This window comes from Citrobacter sp. wls613, from assembly GCF_005281195.1.
Taxonomy (GTDB): Bacteria; Pseudomonadota; Gammaproteobacteria; order Enterobacterales; family Enterobacteriaceae; genus Citrobacter; species Citrobacter gillenii.
The window spans coordinates 15,697-27,802 of the sequence record NZ_SZXN01000090.1 but is presented as its reverse complement, the minus strand read 5'-3'; the positions used below and the strand labels follow the sequence as shown (position 1 = coordinate 27,802).

Here is a 12,106-nt window from a genome sequence, read left to right as displayed (position 1 = left end):
TCCGGCACAAGAAGGTTTAGCGACGAACGGCGATCGCTTCAATCTCGATTTTCACGTCTTTTGGCAGACGGGCCACTTCCACGCAAGAGCGTGCCGGGAAGGTCGCGTTGTGCTCGGTGAAGAACGCTTCGTAGGTAGCGTTGACGGTGGCGAAATCGTTCAGGTCTTTAACGAAGACCGTAGTTTTTACGATGTCGCCCACTTTCAGGCCTGCTGCTTCTACGATAGCTTTAACGTTTTCCAGCGACTGACGCGCCTGAGCGGACACGTCTTCCGATACGGCACCGGTTTTTGGGTCAACCGGGATCTGACCGGAAGTGATTACCATGCTACCCAGATCAACACCCTGAACGTATGGGCCGATTGCTGCTGGTGCATTTTCCGTCGCGATAGTCTTGCTCATGATTTCTCCTGAATTACAGCGGTAATAGAATGTTCCCGCTCATTATAGGGAGCCGGGATCTCATAACCAACCCCAATTAGTTGGCCAGCACCACATAATGGGAAAACTCTTTTTCACAGTATTTGCATTTGAGTGCGATGTCATCGGCACGCTTTTTCACTGCAAAACTGGAGGAAACCGGCTCGGCATGACTGATACAGTTACTGTTCGGGCACACCAGCACGTTATCGATACGCTCAGGCAGGCTGGGACGTGATTTACCCACCACGTCATAGTCATCAATGCGGTTTACCGTGGCCTGCGGGGCGTACAGCGAGAGCTGGTTGACCTGCTCGTCGGTCAGGAAGGTATTTTCAATTTTGATCAGGTCTTTACGCCCCATCTCACCGGACGGCAGGTTCAGGCCGATGGTGATACGCTGATCGGTCTCTGTCAGTTTGAATAGTGTCAGCAGCTTAAAACCCACCTGTGCGGGAATATGGTCAATCACGGTGCCACGTTTGATGGCTTCAACCTGCAGTTTGTTATCGTGTGTCATCGTCATGTCCTCTTACAGTGCCAGTTCGCTATTCAGTACCAGTGCCAGTAACGCCTGGCGGGCGAAGATGCCGTTGCCTGCCTGCTGGAAATACCAGGCGTGTGGCGTCTTATCGACGTCGGGAGTGATCTCATCGATGCGCGGCAGCGGGTGCAGCACCTTCATGTTCTCTCTGGCACCTTCCAGGTCACTGGCGCGCAGAACGAACTGTGCTTTCACGTTGGCGTATTCGGACGGGTCCAGGCGTTCTTTTTGCACGCGGGTCATGTAGAGGATGTCTACGTCCGCCATCACTTCTTCAATCGTGCCGTGCAGGCTCCAGGCGATACCTTTTTCATTCAGCATGTCCAGAATGTACTGCGGCATTGCCAGCGCATCCGGGGCGATAAAGTAGAAGCGGTTGCCTTCGAACTTCGCCAGCGCCTGAGTCAGAGAGTGAACGGTACGGCCATATTTCAGATCGCCCACCATCGCAATTTGCAGATTGTCCAGGCGACCCTGCGTTTCCTGAATGGTGAACAGGTCCAGTAGCGTCTGGGTCGGATGCTGGTTAGAGCCGTCTCCCGCGTTCAGTACCGGCACATTGCCGGAGAACTCCGTGGCCAGACGCGCGGCGCCTTCCTGCGGATGACGCATTACAATGGCGTCGACGTAGGTGCTGATTACGGAAATGGTGTCAGCCAGCGTTTCACCTTTTTTGCCCAGTGAGGTGTTGCTGCTGTCAGAGAATCCCACCACGCTGGCGCCCAGACGGTGCATCGAGGTTTCAAAAGATAAACGGGTGCGGGTTGAGGCTTCGAAGAAACAGCTGGCGATCACCTTATGCTTCAACAGCTCCGGCTGCGGGTGGGCTTTTAGTTTCGCCGCCGTCGCGAGTACCAGATTGAGGTCATCGCGGCTGAGGTCGTTTATGGAAATGATGTGTTTTTGATAGAGCGGGTTAGCCATGTTTATCTCCTGACGCCTGGGCAAAAAAAAAGCCCCTCAATTGAGGGGCTTAGAATGATGAGCAACGGGAAGAAAAACGGCAGGCCAGCGTCTTTTTTCAGACGCGGTAAGACAAAATGTCGTACACACTGAACCATAGATCCTCCCGGCAAATTGTCGGCGATTATACTCAGCTACGTTATAGGATCAAGCGAATAATGCACAAATTATTCATCGCAAACGATTCTCATGAATATTCATTCACCCAAGCCCGCGGAGACCGCCGCAGGCGATAAACATGCGTTGACGCAAAATATCGGTAAATAGCAGTGGTATGGCAGACGTATTTTTCGTATAACAATTAAAATGAAACAATGTTTTAATTAAGGGGTTTGAAATGATTATCGGCAATATTCATCACCTGGAAGCATGGCTGCCGGAAGAGCTGCGTCAGGCAATTGAACACATTAAAGCGCACGTGACGGACACAACCGAAAAAGGGAAACATGATATCGACGGTAACCGCCTGTTTTATCTGATCGCCGAAGATATGACCGAGCCGTTTGAGCAGCGTCGCGCCGAGTATCATGCCCGTTATCTGGATATTCAGATCCTGCTAAAAGGCCAGGAAGGGATGACCTTCAGTACGCTGCCTGCGGGCACGCCGGAAACCGACTGGCTGGCGGACAAAGATATCGCTTTCTTGCCGGAAGGGGCGGAAGAGAAGACGGTGGTGCTGAATGAAGGTGATTTTGTGGTGTTCTATCCGGGCGAAGTGCATAAGCCGCTGTGCGCGGTAGGTACGCCTGCGCTGGTGCGCAAAGCCGTGGTAAAAATGCTGGTCGAATAAGTGATTTTATGATGCCGGATGGCGACGCAATAGCGTCTTATCCGGCCTACGGGAGCACGGTTGTAGGCCGGATAAGATGCGTAGCATCGCCATCCGGCATTCTTTTTACCGACGTACTCACTTCGCTAATGTCGCCACCATCACCGCTTTAATGGTGTGCATGCGGTTTTCTGCCTGATCAAAGACAATACTGGCAGGTGACTCAAAGACCTCATCGGTTACTTCCATCCCACCGTGCAAACCGTATTCTTGCGCCATTTGTTTACCCAGCGTGGTTTGGTCATCATGAAATGCTGGCAGGCAGTGCAGGAATTTCACCTGCGGATTGCCGGTTAGCGCCATCATCGTGCTGTTGACCTGATAGTTACGCAGCAGGGCAATTCGTTCGGCCCACTTCTCTTTGGCTTCACCCATGGATACCCAGACGTCGGTATAAATGAAGTCCGCACCTTTCACGCCTGTCGCAATATCGTCGGTCAGGGTGATATTACCGCCGTTTTTCTGTGCCAGCGCTTTGCATTCGGCTACCAGGCTCTCTTCTGGCCAGCAAGCCGGTGGTGCAACCAGGCGCAGATCCAGCCCGGTTAATGCGGCGGCTTCCAGCATTGAATTGCCCATGTTGTTACGGGCATCGCCGGTGTACACCAGCGTCATCTCATTAAACGCTTTGCCCGGCAGGTGTTCCTGCATGGTTAGCAGATCGGCCAGTAACTGGGTGGGGTGGAATTCGTTGGTCAATCCGTTCCATACCGGAACCCCGGCATATTCGGCCAGCGTCTCCACCACCTCCTGACCGTGGCCGCGATACTGGATACCGTCATACATGCGGCCCAGTACGCGGGCGGTGTCTTTTATCGACTCTTTATGGCCAATCTGGCTGCCGCTTGGCCCGAGATAGGTCACGCGCGCGCCCTGATCGTAAGCGGCAACTTCGAAAGAGCAACGAGTACGGGTCGAGTCTTTTTCGAAGATGAGCGCAATATTTTTACCGGTCAGCATAGCGACCTCTGTGCCGTTTTTCTTGTCCGCCTTGAGCCGGGCGGCGAGCTGCAGCAGTGACGTGAGTTCAGCAGAGGTAAAATCGAGCAGTTTCAAGAAGTGCTTCTGATAAAATGCAGACATGGTTCCCTCACATGGCTTAGGCCATTTATTGAATTAAAATTCAATTTATATGTATGTTTATTCATTTGCAACCTTGTTTAACAAATCTTTCCTGGAAAGGTGGAGGCAATGTCAGCGGTATGTGACAATAAGAGTATCGGCAGGACATTATGAGGATATGAGCCATGGCAAACCCGGAACACCTGGAAGAACAGCGTGAAGAAACACGCTTGATTATTGAAGAGTTACTTGAAGATGGTAGCGATCCTGACGCGCTGTATACCATTGAGCATCACCTTTCCGCGGATGACTTTGAAACCCTGGAAAAAGCAGCGGTAGAAGCCTTCAAGCTGGGTTATGAAGTCACCGAGCCGGAAGAGCTGGAAGTGGAAGAAGGCGACACGGTCATTTGCTGTGACATCCTCAGTGAATGTGCGCTGAAGGCCGAGCTGATTGACACTCAGGTTGAACAACTGATGAACCTGGCTGAAAAATTTGACGTGGAATACGACGGATGGGGCACTTATTTTGAAGACCCTAACGGCGAAGAAGGTGAAGACGGCGACGATGACGATCTCGTCGACGAAGATGATGACGGCGTGCGTCACTAAGTCATCTGCTGACCTACGGCGGCGCATGCTGCCGTAGGGCAAGGACAACGTATGGATTACCCGCAAATACTCTCCCCGATTCTGGATTTCCTGCACTGCAAAACGCCCGAGGCCTGGCTTGATAAAGCGCGCGACCCGGCAAATCTTCCCCTGCTGCTGACCGACCATCTGGTCTGCGAGCTGAAAGCGGCGCAAACCGCGATGCTGCTGGTGCGTAAATATGTTGCGGATAAGCAGGGATCGCAGGCGATGCTGGAGTGGCTGAAACCCTATGAAGCCTTTGCCTTCCGAGAAGGGGAAGAGCCGGATTTCACCTTGCTGAACAAGCAGATCAGCAAAAGCATCATGCCCCGGACTGACGACCCGTGGGGGCAACAGCTTATCGACAGCATGGTGCTGCTGATCAAAGAAGAACTACACCACTTCTGGCAAGTGCGTGAAGCGATGCTAAGCCGCCAAATTCCGTATATCAAAATGACCGCCAGTCGTTACGCCAAGGGCATGCTTAAAGAAGTCCGTACCCATGAGCCGTTAACGCTGATTGATAAGCTGATCTGCGGCGCCTACATTGAGGCGCGATCCTGCGAGCGTTTTGCCGCGCTGGCACCGTATCTGGATGATGAATTACAGGCGTTTTATCTGTCGCTGCTGCGCTCAGAGGCGCGCCATTATCAGGATTATCTGGCGTTGGCACAGCAGGCGGCCGACCATGACATCAGTGACCGGGTACGGTTTTTTGGTGAGGTGGAAGCATCCCTGATCTTATCGCCGGACGATGAGTTTCGTTTTCATAGCGGCGTGCCAGCCTAGCTCCACTCTCTGGTACGGTGTCTCTCTTCCTCCTTCCCGGTAGCTAAAATCTGGTGGCTAGAAATCGATCGCACCTGCCGCAATAATCAAACCACTTGAAGGGGGAATATATCCCCGCTATATGCATTGATATGAAAAAGGATGGTGAATGAACTGGGCACACGTATTGTTGGCAGGCTATATCGGGGCGGTGATTGCGACCGTGGTGGGCGTCTGTCGTAAAAAGGGCTGGGTAGGTAAGGTCTCCGGTGCGGTGATTTTTGTCGTGGCGATTATCGGCTGGAATCTGTTTGATACGCACTATCTCATCCCGCGCGAAAGTCCGGACTATGGGCTGACTGAAACGCAGAAATTCGAGAAAGCAATGCTGACAATGCCCGTCTATGAGGTCATTAAGGAGCAGGAACCCGCGCTATGGCAGACGATTCTCAACCAGGCGGTGGAGATGAAAACGGCGGGGAAAAGCGAGCAGCAGATTATTGACACCATACAGCCGCAGATCCTGACGTTCCAGATGGCGCGCTTACAGCAGGCACCCGATGCCAACGTGATTGCCTATATGCAGGTGAACCTCGCGCAAATGGACGCGATAGCGAAAGTAGGCGGTGACGAATGCTTTCGATTCCTGTTCCCGGCGGTAAAGGGCGGTATCAACCCGGTACAGCTTATTCCACGTGAAATTATGAGTCGCCGTATGGCGAATGACATGACGATGCTGCAGGCGGCTTACGGCCCGGGAAAACATACAGTTACGGCGGAAGAAAAAGAGCTGGCGCTTCAGGATCTGCAAGCCATGAGTCCGGGGCTGGTGCAGCGCTATGGGCCGGATATTCAAATCATGGCCGACCCGAATAAAGGCGTGGGTAAAGAGCAACTGGCTTGCGATATGGTTCAGGATCTGTGGACGCAGGTTCTCAAATTGCCGACCGCTCGCGCCGCCGGCGTGATTCGTCTGATGCTCTCAGCCGAAATGCAATAACGCAGTATTGCCCCTTTGCCTAACGTCAGAGGGGTTTTAGCATCCGCACTTCGCAATCTACATGCCCCGTGCAGCCCAGCGGCTCGGCAATATGCGCAAAGCCCAGACGTTCGTAGAGGTGAATCGCCTCGGTTAGAAATTCGGTGGTTTCCAGATAGCACTGTTTAAATCCCTGCTCACGGGCGTGATCGAGAGCCATCAACGCCAGCTTTTTCGCCAGTCCCTGACCACGCACGCTCGGCAGAAAGTACATCTTCTGTAATTCGCAAATATCCGGCTCGCTACAGCCTAATGGCGCAACGCCACCGCCACCGACGACCTGCCCATTTTGTTCAACCACCCAATAGGCCGCACCCGGCTGGCTGTATACCTGGAATAACTCATCGAGATTAGGGTCAGCCACCGTGTAACCTTTATCAGCGGTCAAACCGTATTCGGCGGAGACCTGGCGGATCACGTGGGCAATGGCGGTGTTATCGTCGGCAGCAATGCGACGCAGCGTCGCCGAGACAGGTGTAATGACACTCATAGCGAACTCATGACGTAAAAGTGGGACATATGCAGTTAATACCACTGCGGAGAGGGAAAGCGCAAGCGAGGATAATTCAATAAAAAGCCTCTGGGCGAGTGCGTCAGAGGCTTTTATCGTCTGCGGTGTCGGATGCGCTACGCTTATTCGACCTACGATGACGGTGCCTGTTTGCCGGATAAGCGTAACGCCATCCGGCAAACAGCTTTACAGCGCGGCAATAACCGCCTGCTGTTCAATCAGCTTCGCTTTCGCTTCAGCGTAACCTTCCAGCTTCTCACGCTCTTTAGCGATCACCGCTTCCGGCGCGCGTGCGACAAAGCCTTCGTTGGACAGTTTGGCTTCAATGCGGCCAATCTCACCGTCGATTTTGGTCACTTCTTTCGCCAGACGTGCCAGCTCATCTTCTTTATTGATCAGGCCAGCCATCGGGATCAGCAGCTCGGCGCCGTCGATAATTTTAGTCACAGAAACCGGACCTTTATCATCAGCAGGCAGCACGGTGATGCTTTCCAGACGTGCCAGGTTCAGCAAGAAGCTACGGTTGTCGTTCACACGACGCATCGCGGCTTCGCTGCAACCACGCAGCAGCAGCTCCAGCGGTTTGCCCGGCGCGATGTTCATTTCCGCACGGATGTTACGGATGGCCACGATTGCCTGCTTCAGCCATTCGGTATCGGCCAACGCGGCTTCATCTACCTGCGCCGCATCGTATTCCGGGAACGGTTGCAGCATGATGGTGTCGGCAGTGTTACCGCAAATAACCTTCACTCGCTGCCAGATGGTTTCGGTGATGAATGGGATGATTGGGTGCGCCAGGCGCAGCAAACCTTCCAGCACGGTTACCAGCGTATGGCGGGTGCCGCGCAGCTCAGACTCAGAACCACCGGTCATGACCGGCTTGGTCAGCTCCAGGTACCAGTCGCAGAACTGGTTCCAGGTGAACTCGTACAGAATGCCCGCGGCGATATCGAAGCGGAAGTTATCCAGTGCCTCGCGGTACGCTTTGATGGTCTGGTTGAATTCCGCCAGAATCCAACGGTCCGCCAGCGACAGGGTCATTTCGCCGCCGTTGAAGCCGCAATCCTGATCTTCAGTGTTCATCAGCACAAAGCGGCTGGCGTTCCACAGCTTGTTACAGAAGTTACGGTAACCTTCCAGACGCTTCATATCCCAGTTGATATCGCGACCGGTTGAGGCCAGTGCCGCCAGGGTGAAACGCAGGGCGTCGGTACCGTGCGGCTCGATGCCGTCCGGGAACTGCTTCTCGGTACGTTTAGCAATTTTCTCAGCCAGCTGCGGCTGCATCATGTTGCCGGTACGTTTCTCCAGCAGATCCGGCAGGGAAATACCATCAACCATATCCAGCGGGTCGATAACGTTACCCTTGGACTTGGACATCTTCTGGCCTTCGTCGTCACGAATCAGACCGGTCATGTAGACCGTCTTAAACGGAACCTGTGGCTTGCCGTTTTCATCTTTGATGAAGTGCATGGTCATCATGATCATGCGGGCAATCCAGAAGAAGATGATATCGAAGCCAGAAACCATCACGCTGGTTGGGTGGAACTGACGCAGCGCGTCGGTGTTTTCCGGCCAACCCAGCGTAGAGAAGGTCCACAGCGCGGAGGAGAACCAGGTGTCGAGAACGTCTTCGTCCTGACGCAGTGCAACGTCGGCGCCGAGGTTGTTTTCCTGACGCACTTCGTCTTCGGTACGGCCGACATAGACGTTGCCGTCGTTGTCATACCAGGCCGGGATGCGGTGACCCCACCACAGCTGACGGGAGATACACCAGTCCTGGATATCACGCATCCAGGAGAAGTACATGTTTTCGTACTGCTTCGGCACGAACTGAATGTCGCCGTTCTCAACCGCTTCTACCGCCGGTTTTGCCAGCACGTCGGCACGGACGTACCACTGGTCGGTTAGCATCGGTTCGATAACCACGCCGCCACGGTCGCCGTAAGGCACGGTCAGGTCGTGCGGTTTAATCTCTTCCAGCAGGCCCAGCGCGTCGATAGCGGCAACCACCGCTTTACGTGCGGCAAAGCGCTCCAGCTTCTGGAACTCAGCCGGGATCGCGTTGGAATAGACGTCAGATTCTTCGCCTTTGGTGTCGTACACTTCCGCGGTTTCGCGGATGTCGCCGTCAAAGGTCAGGATGTTGATCATCGGCAGGCCGTGACGTTTACCGACTTCATAGTCGTTAAAGTCGTGCGCCGGGGTGATCTTCACGCAGCCGGTACCTTTTTCCATATCGGCGTGTTCATCACCAACAATCGGAATACGGCGGTTAACCAGCGGCAGGATAACGAATTTGCCGATCAGATCTTTATAACGCGGATCTTCCGGGTTGACGGCCACACCAGTATCGCCCAGCACGGTTTCCGGACGCGTGGTGGCGACCACCAGATAATCTTTCCCGTCTGCGGTTTTTGCGCCGTCAGCCAGCGGATAGCGGATGTGCCACATTGAGCCTTTTGACTCGCGGTTTTCTACTTCCAGATCGGAGATGGCGGTGCGCAGTTTCGGGTCCCAGTTTACCAGGCGCTTGCCACGGTAAATCAGGTCTTCTTTGTACAGGCGAACAAAGACTTCTTTCACGGCATTGGAAAGACCTTCGTCCATGGTGAAGCGCTCGCGCTCCCAGTCCACGGAGTTGCCCAGGCGGCGCATCTGACGGGTAATGGTGCCGCCGGATTCCGCTTTCCACTGCCAGATTTTATCGATAAACGCATCGCGACCGTAGTCGTGACGGGTTTTACCTTCTTCAGCGGCAATCTTACGCTCAACCACCATTTGGGTGGCGATACCCGCGTGGTCGGTACCGGCCTGCCACAGGGTGTTTTTACCCTGCATGCGCTGGTAGCGAATCATGGTGTCCATGATGGTTTGCTGGAAAGCATGACCCATATGCAAACTGCCGGTGACGTTCGGCGGCGGGATCATGATGCAGAAGGACTCTTTGCTTTCATCGCCGTTAGGTTTGAAATAGCCCTGCTTTTCCCAGTGCTCGTAAAGCGGCTGTTCGATATCTTGTGGGTTGTATGTCTTTTCCATTATTTCCAGGTTGCCGTATTCAGGTTAAAACCAGCCACGCGGTAAGCTTTGTAGCGCTCGCGTGCCGATTGTTTCAAAGAATCTTCATAAGGGACGAAGTCTACCACTTCTGTGAAAGCGGTGGCAAAATCTACAAAGCCGACGCGCAAACTGATCAGCAGATCGCGTGGGCTGCTGTTGCGTTTTTCTGGCCAGGCAATTTCGACCGGAGCACCACCACGCGGACCTTCCCCCGCCAGATTATGCGGCACGAAGCTTTCTGCCGGTCTTGCCCACAGCGCTTCATCCAGCCGAATAGCCTGTTTTTCGTCTTCACAGGCGATCAGTACGCGCTTGCCCGCGCGCCAACGTTCTGCGGCAATTTCACACACCAGTTGTTCAACGGCGCTTAAGCCATCTTGTTGTGTGTCGTTATCCAGAAGATAGAACGTTGCGTTTCTCATAATATGGGGCTTCTTGTTGTGGATTTAAATGCAAAGCCGGATGGCGCTACGCTTATCCGGCCTACGGTTAAATACTCACTGTAGGCCGGATAAGACGCGTATGCGGCGCCATCCGGCAATCAAGCAAACTTACTCTTCGCCGTTAAACCCGGCGCGATTGAGCAGGAACTGCGACAGCAGCGCCACCGGACGACCGGTTGCGCCTTTGGCTTTTCCTGAACGCCAGGCGGTTCCCGCGATGTCGAGGTGTGCCCAGTTGTACTTACGGGTAAAGCGCGACAGGAAGCAGCCAGCGGTAATCGCGCCACCAGGGCGTCCGCCGATGTTCGCCATATCTGCGAAGTTGGACTCCAGCTGTTCCTGGAACTCATCACCCAGCGGTAAACGCCATGCGCGATCGCCCGCCTGTTCGGACGCGCCAATCAGCTCGTGCGCCAGCGGGTTGTGGTTCGACATCAGGCCAGTGATGTGATGACCCAGCGCAATCACGCAGGCACCGGTCAGGGTGGCGACGTCGATGACCGCTTCAGGTTCGAAACGCTCGACATAGGTTAACACGTCGCACAGCACCAGGCGGCCTTCGGCATCGGTGTTCAGTACTTCAACAGTCTGACCGGACATGGTGGTTAACACATCACCCGGACGATACGCGCGCCCGCCTGGCATGTTTTCACAGCCCGCCAGCACGCCGACAACGTTGATGGGTAACTGAAGTTCCGCCACCATGCGCATCACGCCGTACACTGCCGCCGCGCCGCACATGTCGTATTTCATTTCATCCATGCCTTCGGCAGGCTTGATGGAAATACCGCCGGAGTCAAAGGTTAGCCCTTTACCGACCAGCACAATCGGGCGCACGTCTTCTGACGGGTTGCCTTTGTACTCGATAACCGACATCAAGGACTCGTTCTGCGAACCCTGGCCGACGGCAAGATAAGAGTGCATACCCAGCTCTTTCATCTGCTGCTCGCCAATGACGCGCGTGACGACATTTTTGCTGTAGCTGTCGGCCAGTTGACGCGCCTGAGAAGCCAGGTACGCTGCGTTACAGATGTTCGGCGGCATGTTGCCGAGATCTTTCGCGGCTTTAATACCGGCGGCGATCGCCAGGCCGTGCTGAATGGCGCGCTCGCCGCTGGTCAGTTCACGGCGGGTAGGGACGTTGAACACCATTTTACGCAGCGGGCGACGTGGCTCGCTTTTGTTGGTCTTCAACTGATCAAAACTGTAGAGGGTCTCTTGTGCTGTCTCGACAGCCTGACGCACTTTCCAGTAGTTGTTACGGCCTTTAACGTGCAGTTCGGTCAGGAAGCAGACGGCTTCCATGGAGCCGGTATCATTCAGAGTATTGATGGTTTTCTGAATAACCTGCTTGTACTGGCGCTCATCAAGCTCACGCTCTTTGCCACAACCAATGAGAAGAATGCGCTCAGACAGAACGTTAGGAACGTGGTGTAGCAACAGGGTCTGACCCGGTTTGCCTTCCAGTTCGCCACGACGCAGCAGGGCGCTGATGTACCCGTCGCTGATCTTATCGAGCTGCTCTGCAATCGGAGAAAGGCGGCGTGGTTCAAAGACGCCCACGACGATGCAGGCACTCCGCTGTTTCTCTGGGCTACCGCTTTTTACACTGAACTCCATGCACTACGCTCCTGAATCTTAAAGACAACGGCGGTGGCTACGGATAGAATTGCAAGCTTTCGTAACTCATACCCGCTGTTGCGGTGACTTCGTGTTAATCTTAACGTTATTACGGCATTGGCACGTCAGAACAATTTCTGAGAGGTGGATCCGTTGAGTATAATGATCTTAGCGACGATTTCGACGACTCAAGAGAATAAATGACGTTTAA

The 12,106-nt window shown here is 54.1% G+C and carries 14 protein-coding genes; 5 read left to right on the top strand and 9 right to left on the bottom strand.

Annotation, left to right across the window (positions count from 1 at the left end; translation table 11 throughout):
• Positions 1–16: 16 nt before the first annotated feature.
• The 4 genes from ridA to pyrL form a co-directional block, all read right to left on the bottom strand.
• On the bottom strand, positions 17–403 hold the full coding sequence (gene ridA / locus FDX01_RS22255) for a 2-iminobutanoate/2-iminopropanoate deaminase (RefSeq protein ID WP_006686395.1): 387 nt from the start codon (positions 401–403) through the stop codon (positions 17–19).
• 76 nt (positions 404–479) lie between these two features.
• Positions 480–941: an aspartate carbamoyltransferase regulatory subunit gene (pyrI, locus tag FDX01_RS22250; protein WP_003025816.1), complete on the bottom strand. Its 462-nt coding sequence runs from the start codon at positions 939–941 to the stop codon at positions 480–482.
• A gap of 12 nt (positions 942–953) precedes the next feature.
• Positions 954–1,889, bottom strand: a complete 936-nt coding sequence (pyrB, locus tag FDX01_RS22245; protein WP_115259569.1) for an aspartate carbamoyltransferase — start codon at positions 1,887–1,889, stop codon at positions 954–956.
• A gap of 2 nt (positions 1,890–1,891) precedes the next feature.
• Positions 1,892–2,026, bottom strand: a complete 135-nt coding sequence (gene pyrL, locus FDX01_RS22240; protein WP_096758504.1) for a pyr operon leader peptide — start codon at positions 2,024–2,026, stop codon at positions 1,892–1,894.
• A gap of 239 nt (positions 2,027–2,265) precedes the next feature.
• On the opposite strand from pyrL, the gene FDX01_RS22235 reads away from it, so the two are divergent.
• Positions 2,266–2,718, top strand: a complete 453-nt coding sequence (locus tag FDX01_RS22235; RefSeq protein ID WP_117342398.1) for a YhcH/YjgK/YiaL family protein — start codon at positions 2,266–2,268, stop codon at positions 2,716–2,718.
• A gap of 117 nt (positions 2,719–2,835) precedes the next feature.
• Here the strand turns inward: FDX01_RS22235 and argF are convergent, their stop codons facing one another.
• A complete protein-coding gene (argF, locus tag FDX01_RS22230) occupies positions 2,836–3,840 on the bottom strand; it encodes an ornithine carbamoyltransferase (RefSeq protein ID WP_137400477.1) in 1,005 nt (334 codons plus the stop codon).
• Positions 3,841–4,004: 164 nt separating this feature from the next.
• Between argF and rraB the strand changes: the two genes are divergently transcribed.
• The 3 genes from rraB (at position 4,005) to FDX01_RS22215 (ending at position 6,219) form a co-directional block, all read left to right on the top strand.
• A complete protein-coding gene (gene rraB / locus FDX01_RS22225; RefSeq protein WP_137400476.1) occupies positions 4,005–4,430 on the top strand; it encodes a ribonuclease E inhibitor RraB in 426 nt (141 codons plus the stop codon).
• Positions 4,431–4,481: 51 nt separating this feature from the next.
• Positions 4,482–5,240, top strand: coding sequence for a tRNA isopentenyl-2-thiomethyl-A-37 hydroxylase MiaE (gene miaE / locus FDX01_RS22220; RefSeq protein ID WP_137400475.1), 759 nt, complete (start codon positions 4,482–4,484; stop codon positions 5,238–5,240).
• 148 nt (positions 5,241–5,388) lie between these two features.
• Positions 5,389–6,219, top strand: coding sequence for a topoisomerase II (locus FDX01_RS22215; RefSeq protein WP_137400474.1), 831 nt, complete (start codon positions 5,389–5,391; stop codon positions 6,217–6,219).
• A gap of 25 nt (positions 6,220–6,244) precedes the next feature.
• Here FDX01_RS22215 and FDX01_RS22210 read toward each other — a convergent pair whose 3' ends face one another.
• From FDX01_RS22210 to pepA, 4 genes are all read right to left on the bottom strand, one after another.
• On the bottom strand, positions 6,245–6,748 hold the full coding sequence (locus FDX01_RS22210; RefSeq protein WP_115259564.1) for a GNAT family N-acetyltransferase: 504 nt from the start codon (positions 6,746–6,748) through the stop codon (positions 6,245–6,247).
• A 207-nt stretch (positions 6,749–6,955) separates the two neighbouring features.
• A complete protein-coding gene (locus FDX01_RS22205; RefSeq protein WP_137400473.1) occupies positions 6,956–9,811 on the bottom strand; it encodes a valine--tRNA ligase in 2,856 nt (951 codons plus the stop codon).
• Complete coding sequence (holC, locus tag FDX01_RS22200) at positions 9,811–10,254, bottom strand: DNA polymerase III subunit chi (protein WP_096758490.1); 444 nt, start codon at positions 10,252–10,254, stop codon at positions 9,811–9,813. The genes FDX01_RS22205 and holC overlap by 1 nt, the downstream gene beginning before the upstream one ends.
• Before the next feature lie 129 nt (positions 10,255–10,383).
• Positions 10,384–11,895, bottom strand: a complete 1,512-nt coding sequence (gene pepA, locus FDX01_RS22195; RefSeq protein ID WP_115259562.1) for a leucyl aminopeptidase — start codon at positions 11,893–11,895, stop codon at positions 10,384–10,386.
• A gap of 153 nt (positions 11,896–12,048) precedes the next feature.
• On the opposite strand from pepA, the gene FDX01_RS23215 reads away from it, so the two are divergent.
• Positions 12,049–12,099: a hypothetical protein gene (locus tag FDX01_RS23215; protein ID WP_212723231.1), complete on the top strand. Its 51-nt coding sequence runs from the start codon at positions 12,049–12,051 to the stop codon at positions 12,097–12,099.
• The last annotated feature ends 7 nt before the right edge of the window (positions 12,100–12,106 follow it).

What these genes read in the sequence shown, in the direction of transcription:
- ridA (WP_006686395.1), bottom strand. Translation starts at nt 403, where the DNA reads ATGAGCAAGACTATCGCGACGGAAAATGCACCAGCAGCAATCGGCCCA.
- pyrI (WP_003025816.1), bottom strand. Translation starts at nt 941, where the DNA reads ATGACACACGATAACAAACTGCAGGTTGAAGCCATCAAACGTGGCACC.
- pyrB (WP_115259569.1), bottom strand. Translation starts at nt 1,889, where the DNA reads ATGGCTAACCCGCTCTATCAAAAACACATCATTTCCATAAACGACCTC.
- pyrL (WP_096758504.1), bottom strand. Translation starts at nt 2,026, where the DNA reads ATGGTTCAGTGTGTACGACATTTTGTCTTACCGCGTCTGAAAAAAGAC.
- FDX01_RS22235 (WP_117342398.1), top strand. Translation starts at nt 2,266, where the DNA reads ATGATTATCGGCAATATTCATCACCTGGAAGCATGGCTGCCGGAAGAG.
- argF (WP_137400477.1), bottom strand. Translation starts at nt 3,840, where the DNA reads ATGTCTGCATTTTATCAGAAGCACTTCTTGAAACTGCTCGATTTTACC.
- rraB (WP_137400476.1), top strand. Translation starts at nt 4,005, where the DNA reads ATGGCAAACCCGGAACACCTGGAAGAACAGCGTGAAGAAACACGCTTG.
- miaE (WP_137400475.1), top strand. Translation starts at nt 4,482, where the DNA reads ATGGATTACCCGCAAATACTCTCCCCGATTCTGGATTTCCTGCACTGC.
- FDX01_RS22215 (WP_137400474.1), top strand. Translation starts at nt 5,389, where the DNA reads ATGAACTGGGCACACGTATTGTTGGCAGGCTATATCGGGGCGGTGATT.
- FDX01_RS22210 (WP_115259564.1), bottom strand. Translation starts at nt 6,748, where the DNA reads ATGAGTGTCATTACACCTGTCTCGGCGACGCTGCGTCGCATTGCTGCC.
- FDX01_RS22205 (WP_137400473.1), bottom strand. Translation starts at nt 9,811, where the DNA reads ATGGAAAAGACATACAACCCACAAGATATCGAACAGCCGCTTTACGAG.
- holC (WP_096758490.1), bottom strand. Translation starts at nt 10,254, where the DNA reads ATGAGAAACGCAACGTTCTATCTTCTGGATAACGACACACAACAAGAT.
- pepA (WP_115259562.1), bottom strand. Translation starts at nt 11,895, where the DNA reads ATGGAGTTCAGTGTAAAAAGCGGTAGCCCAGAGAAACAGCGGAGTGCC.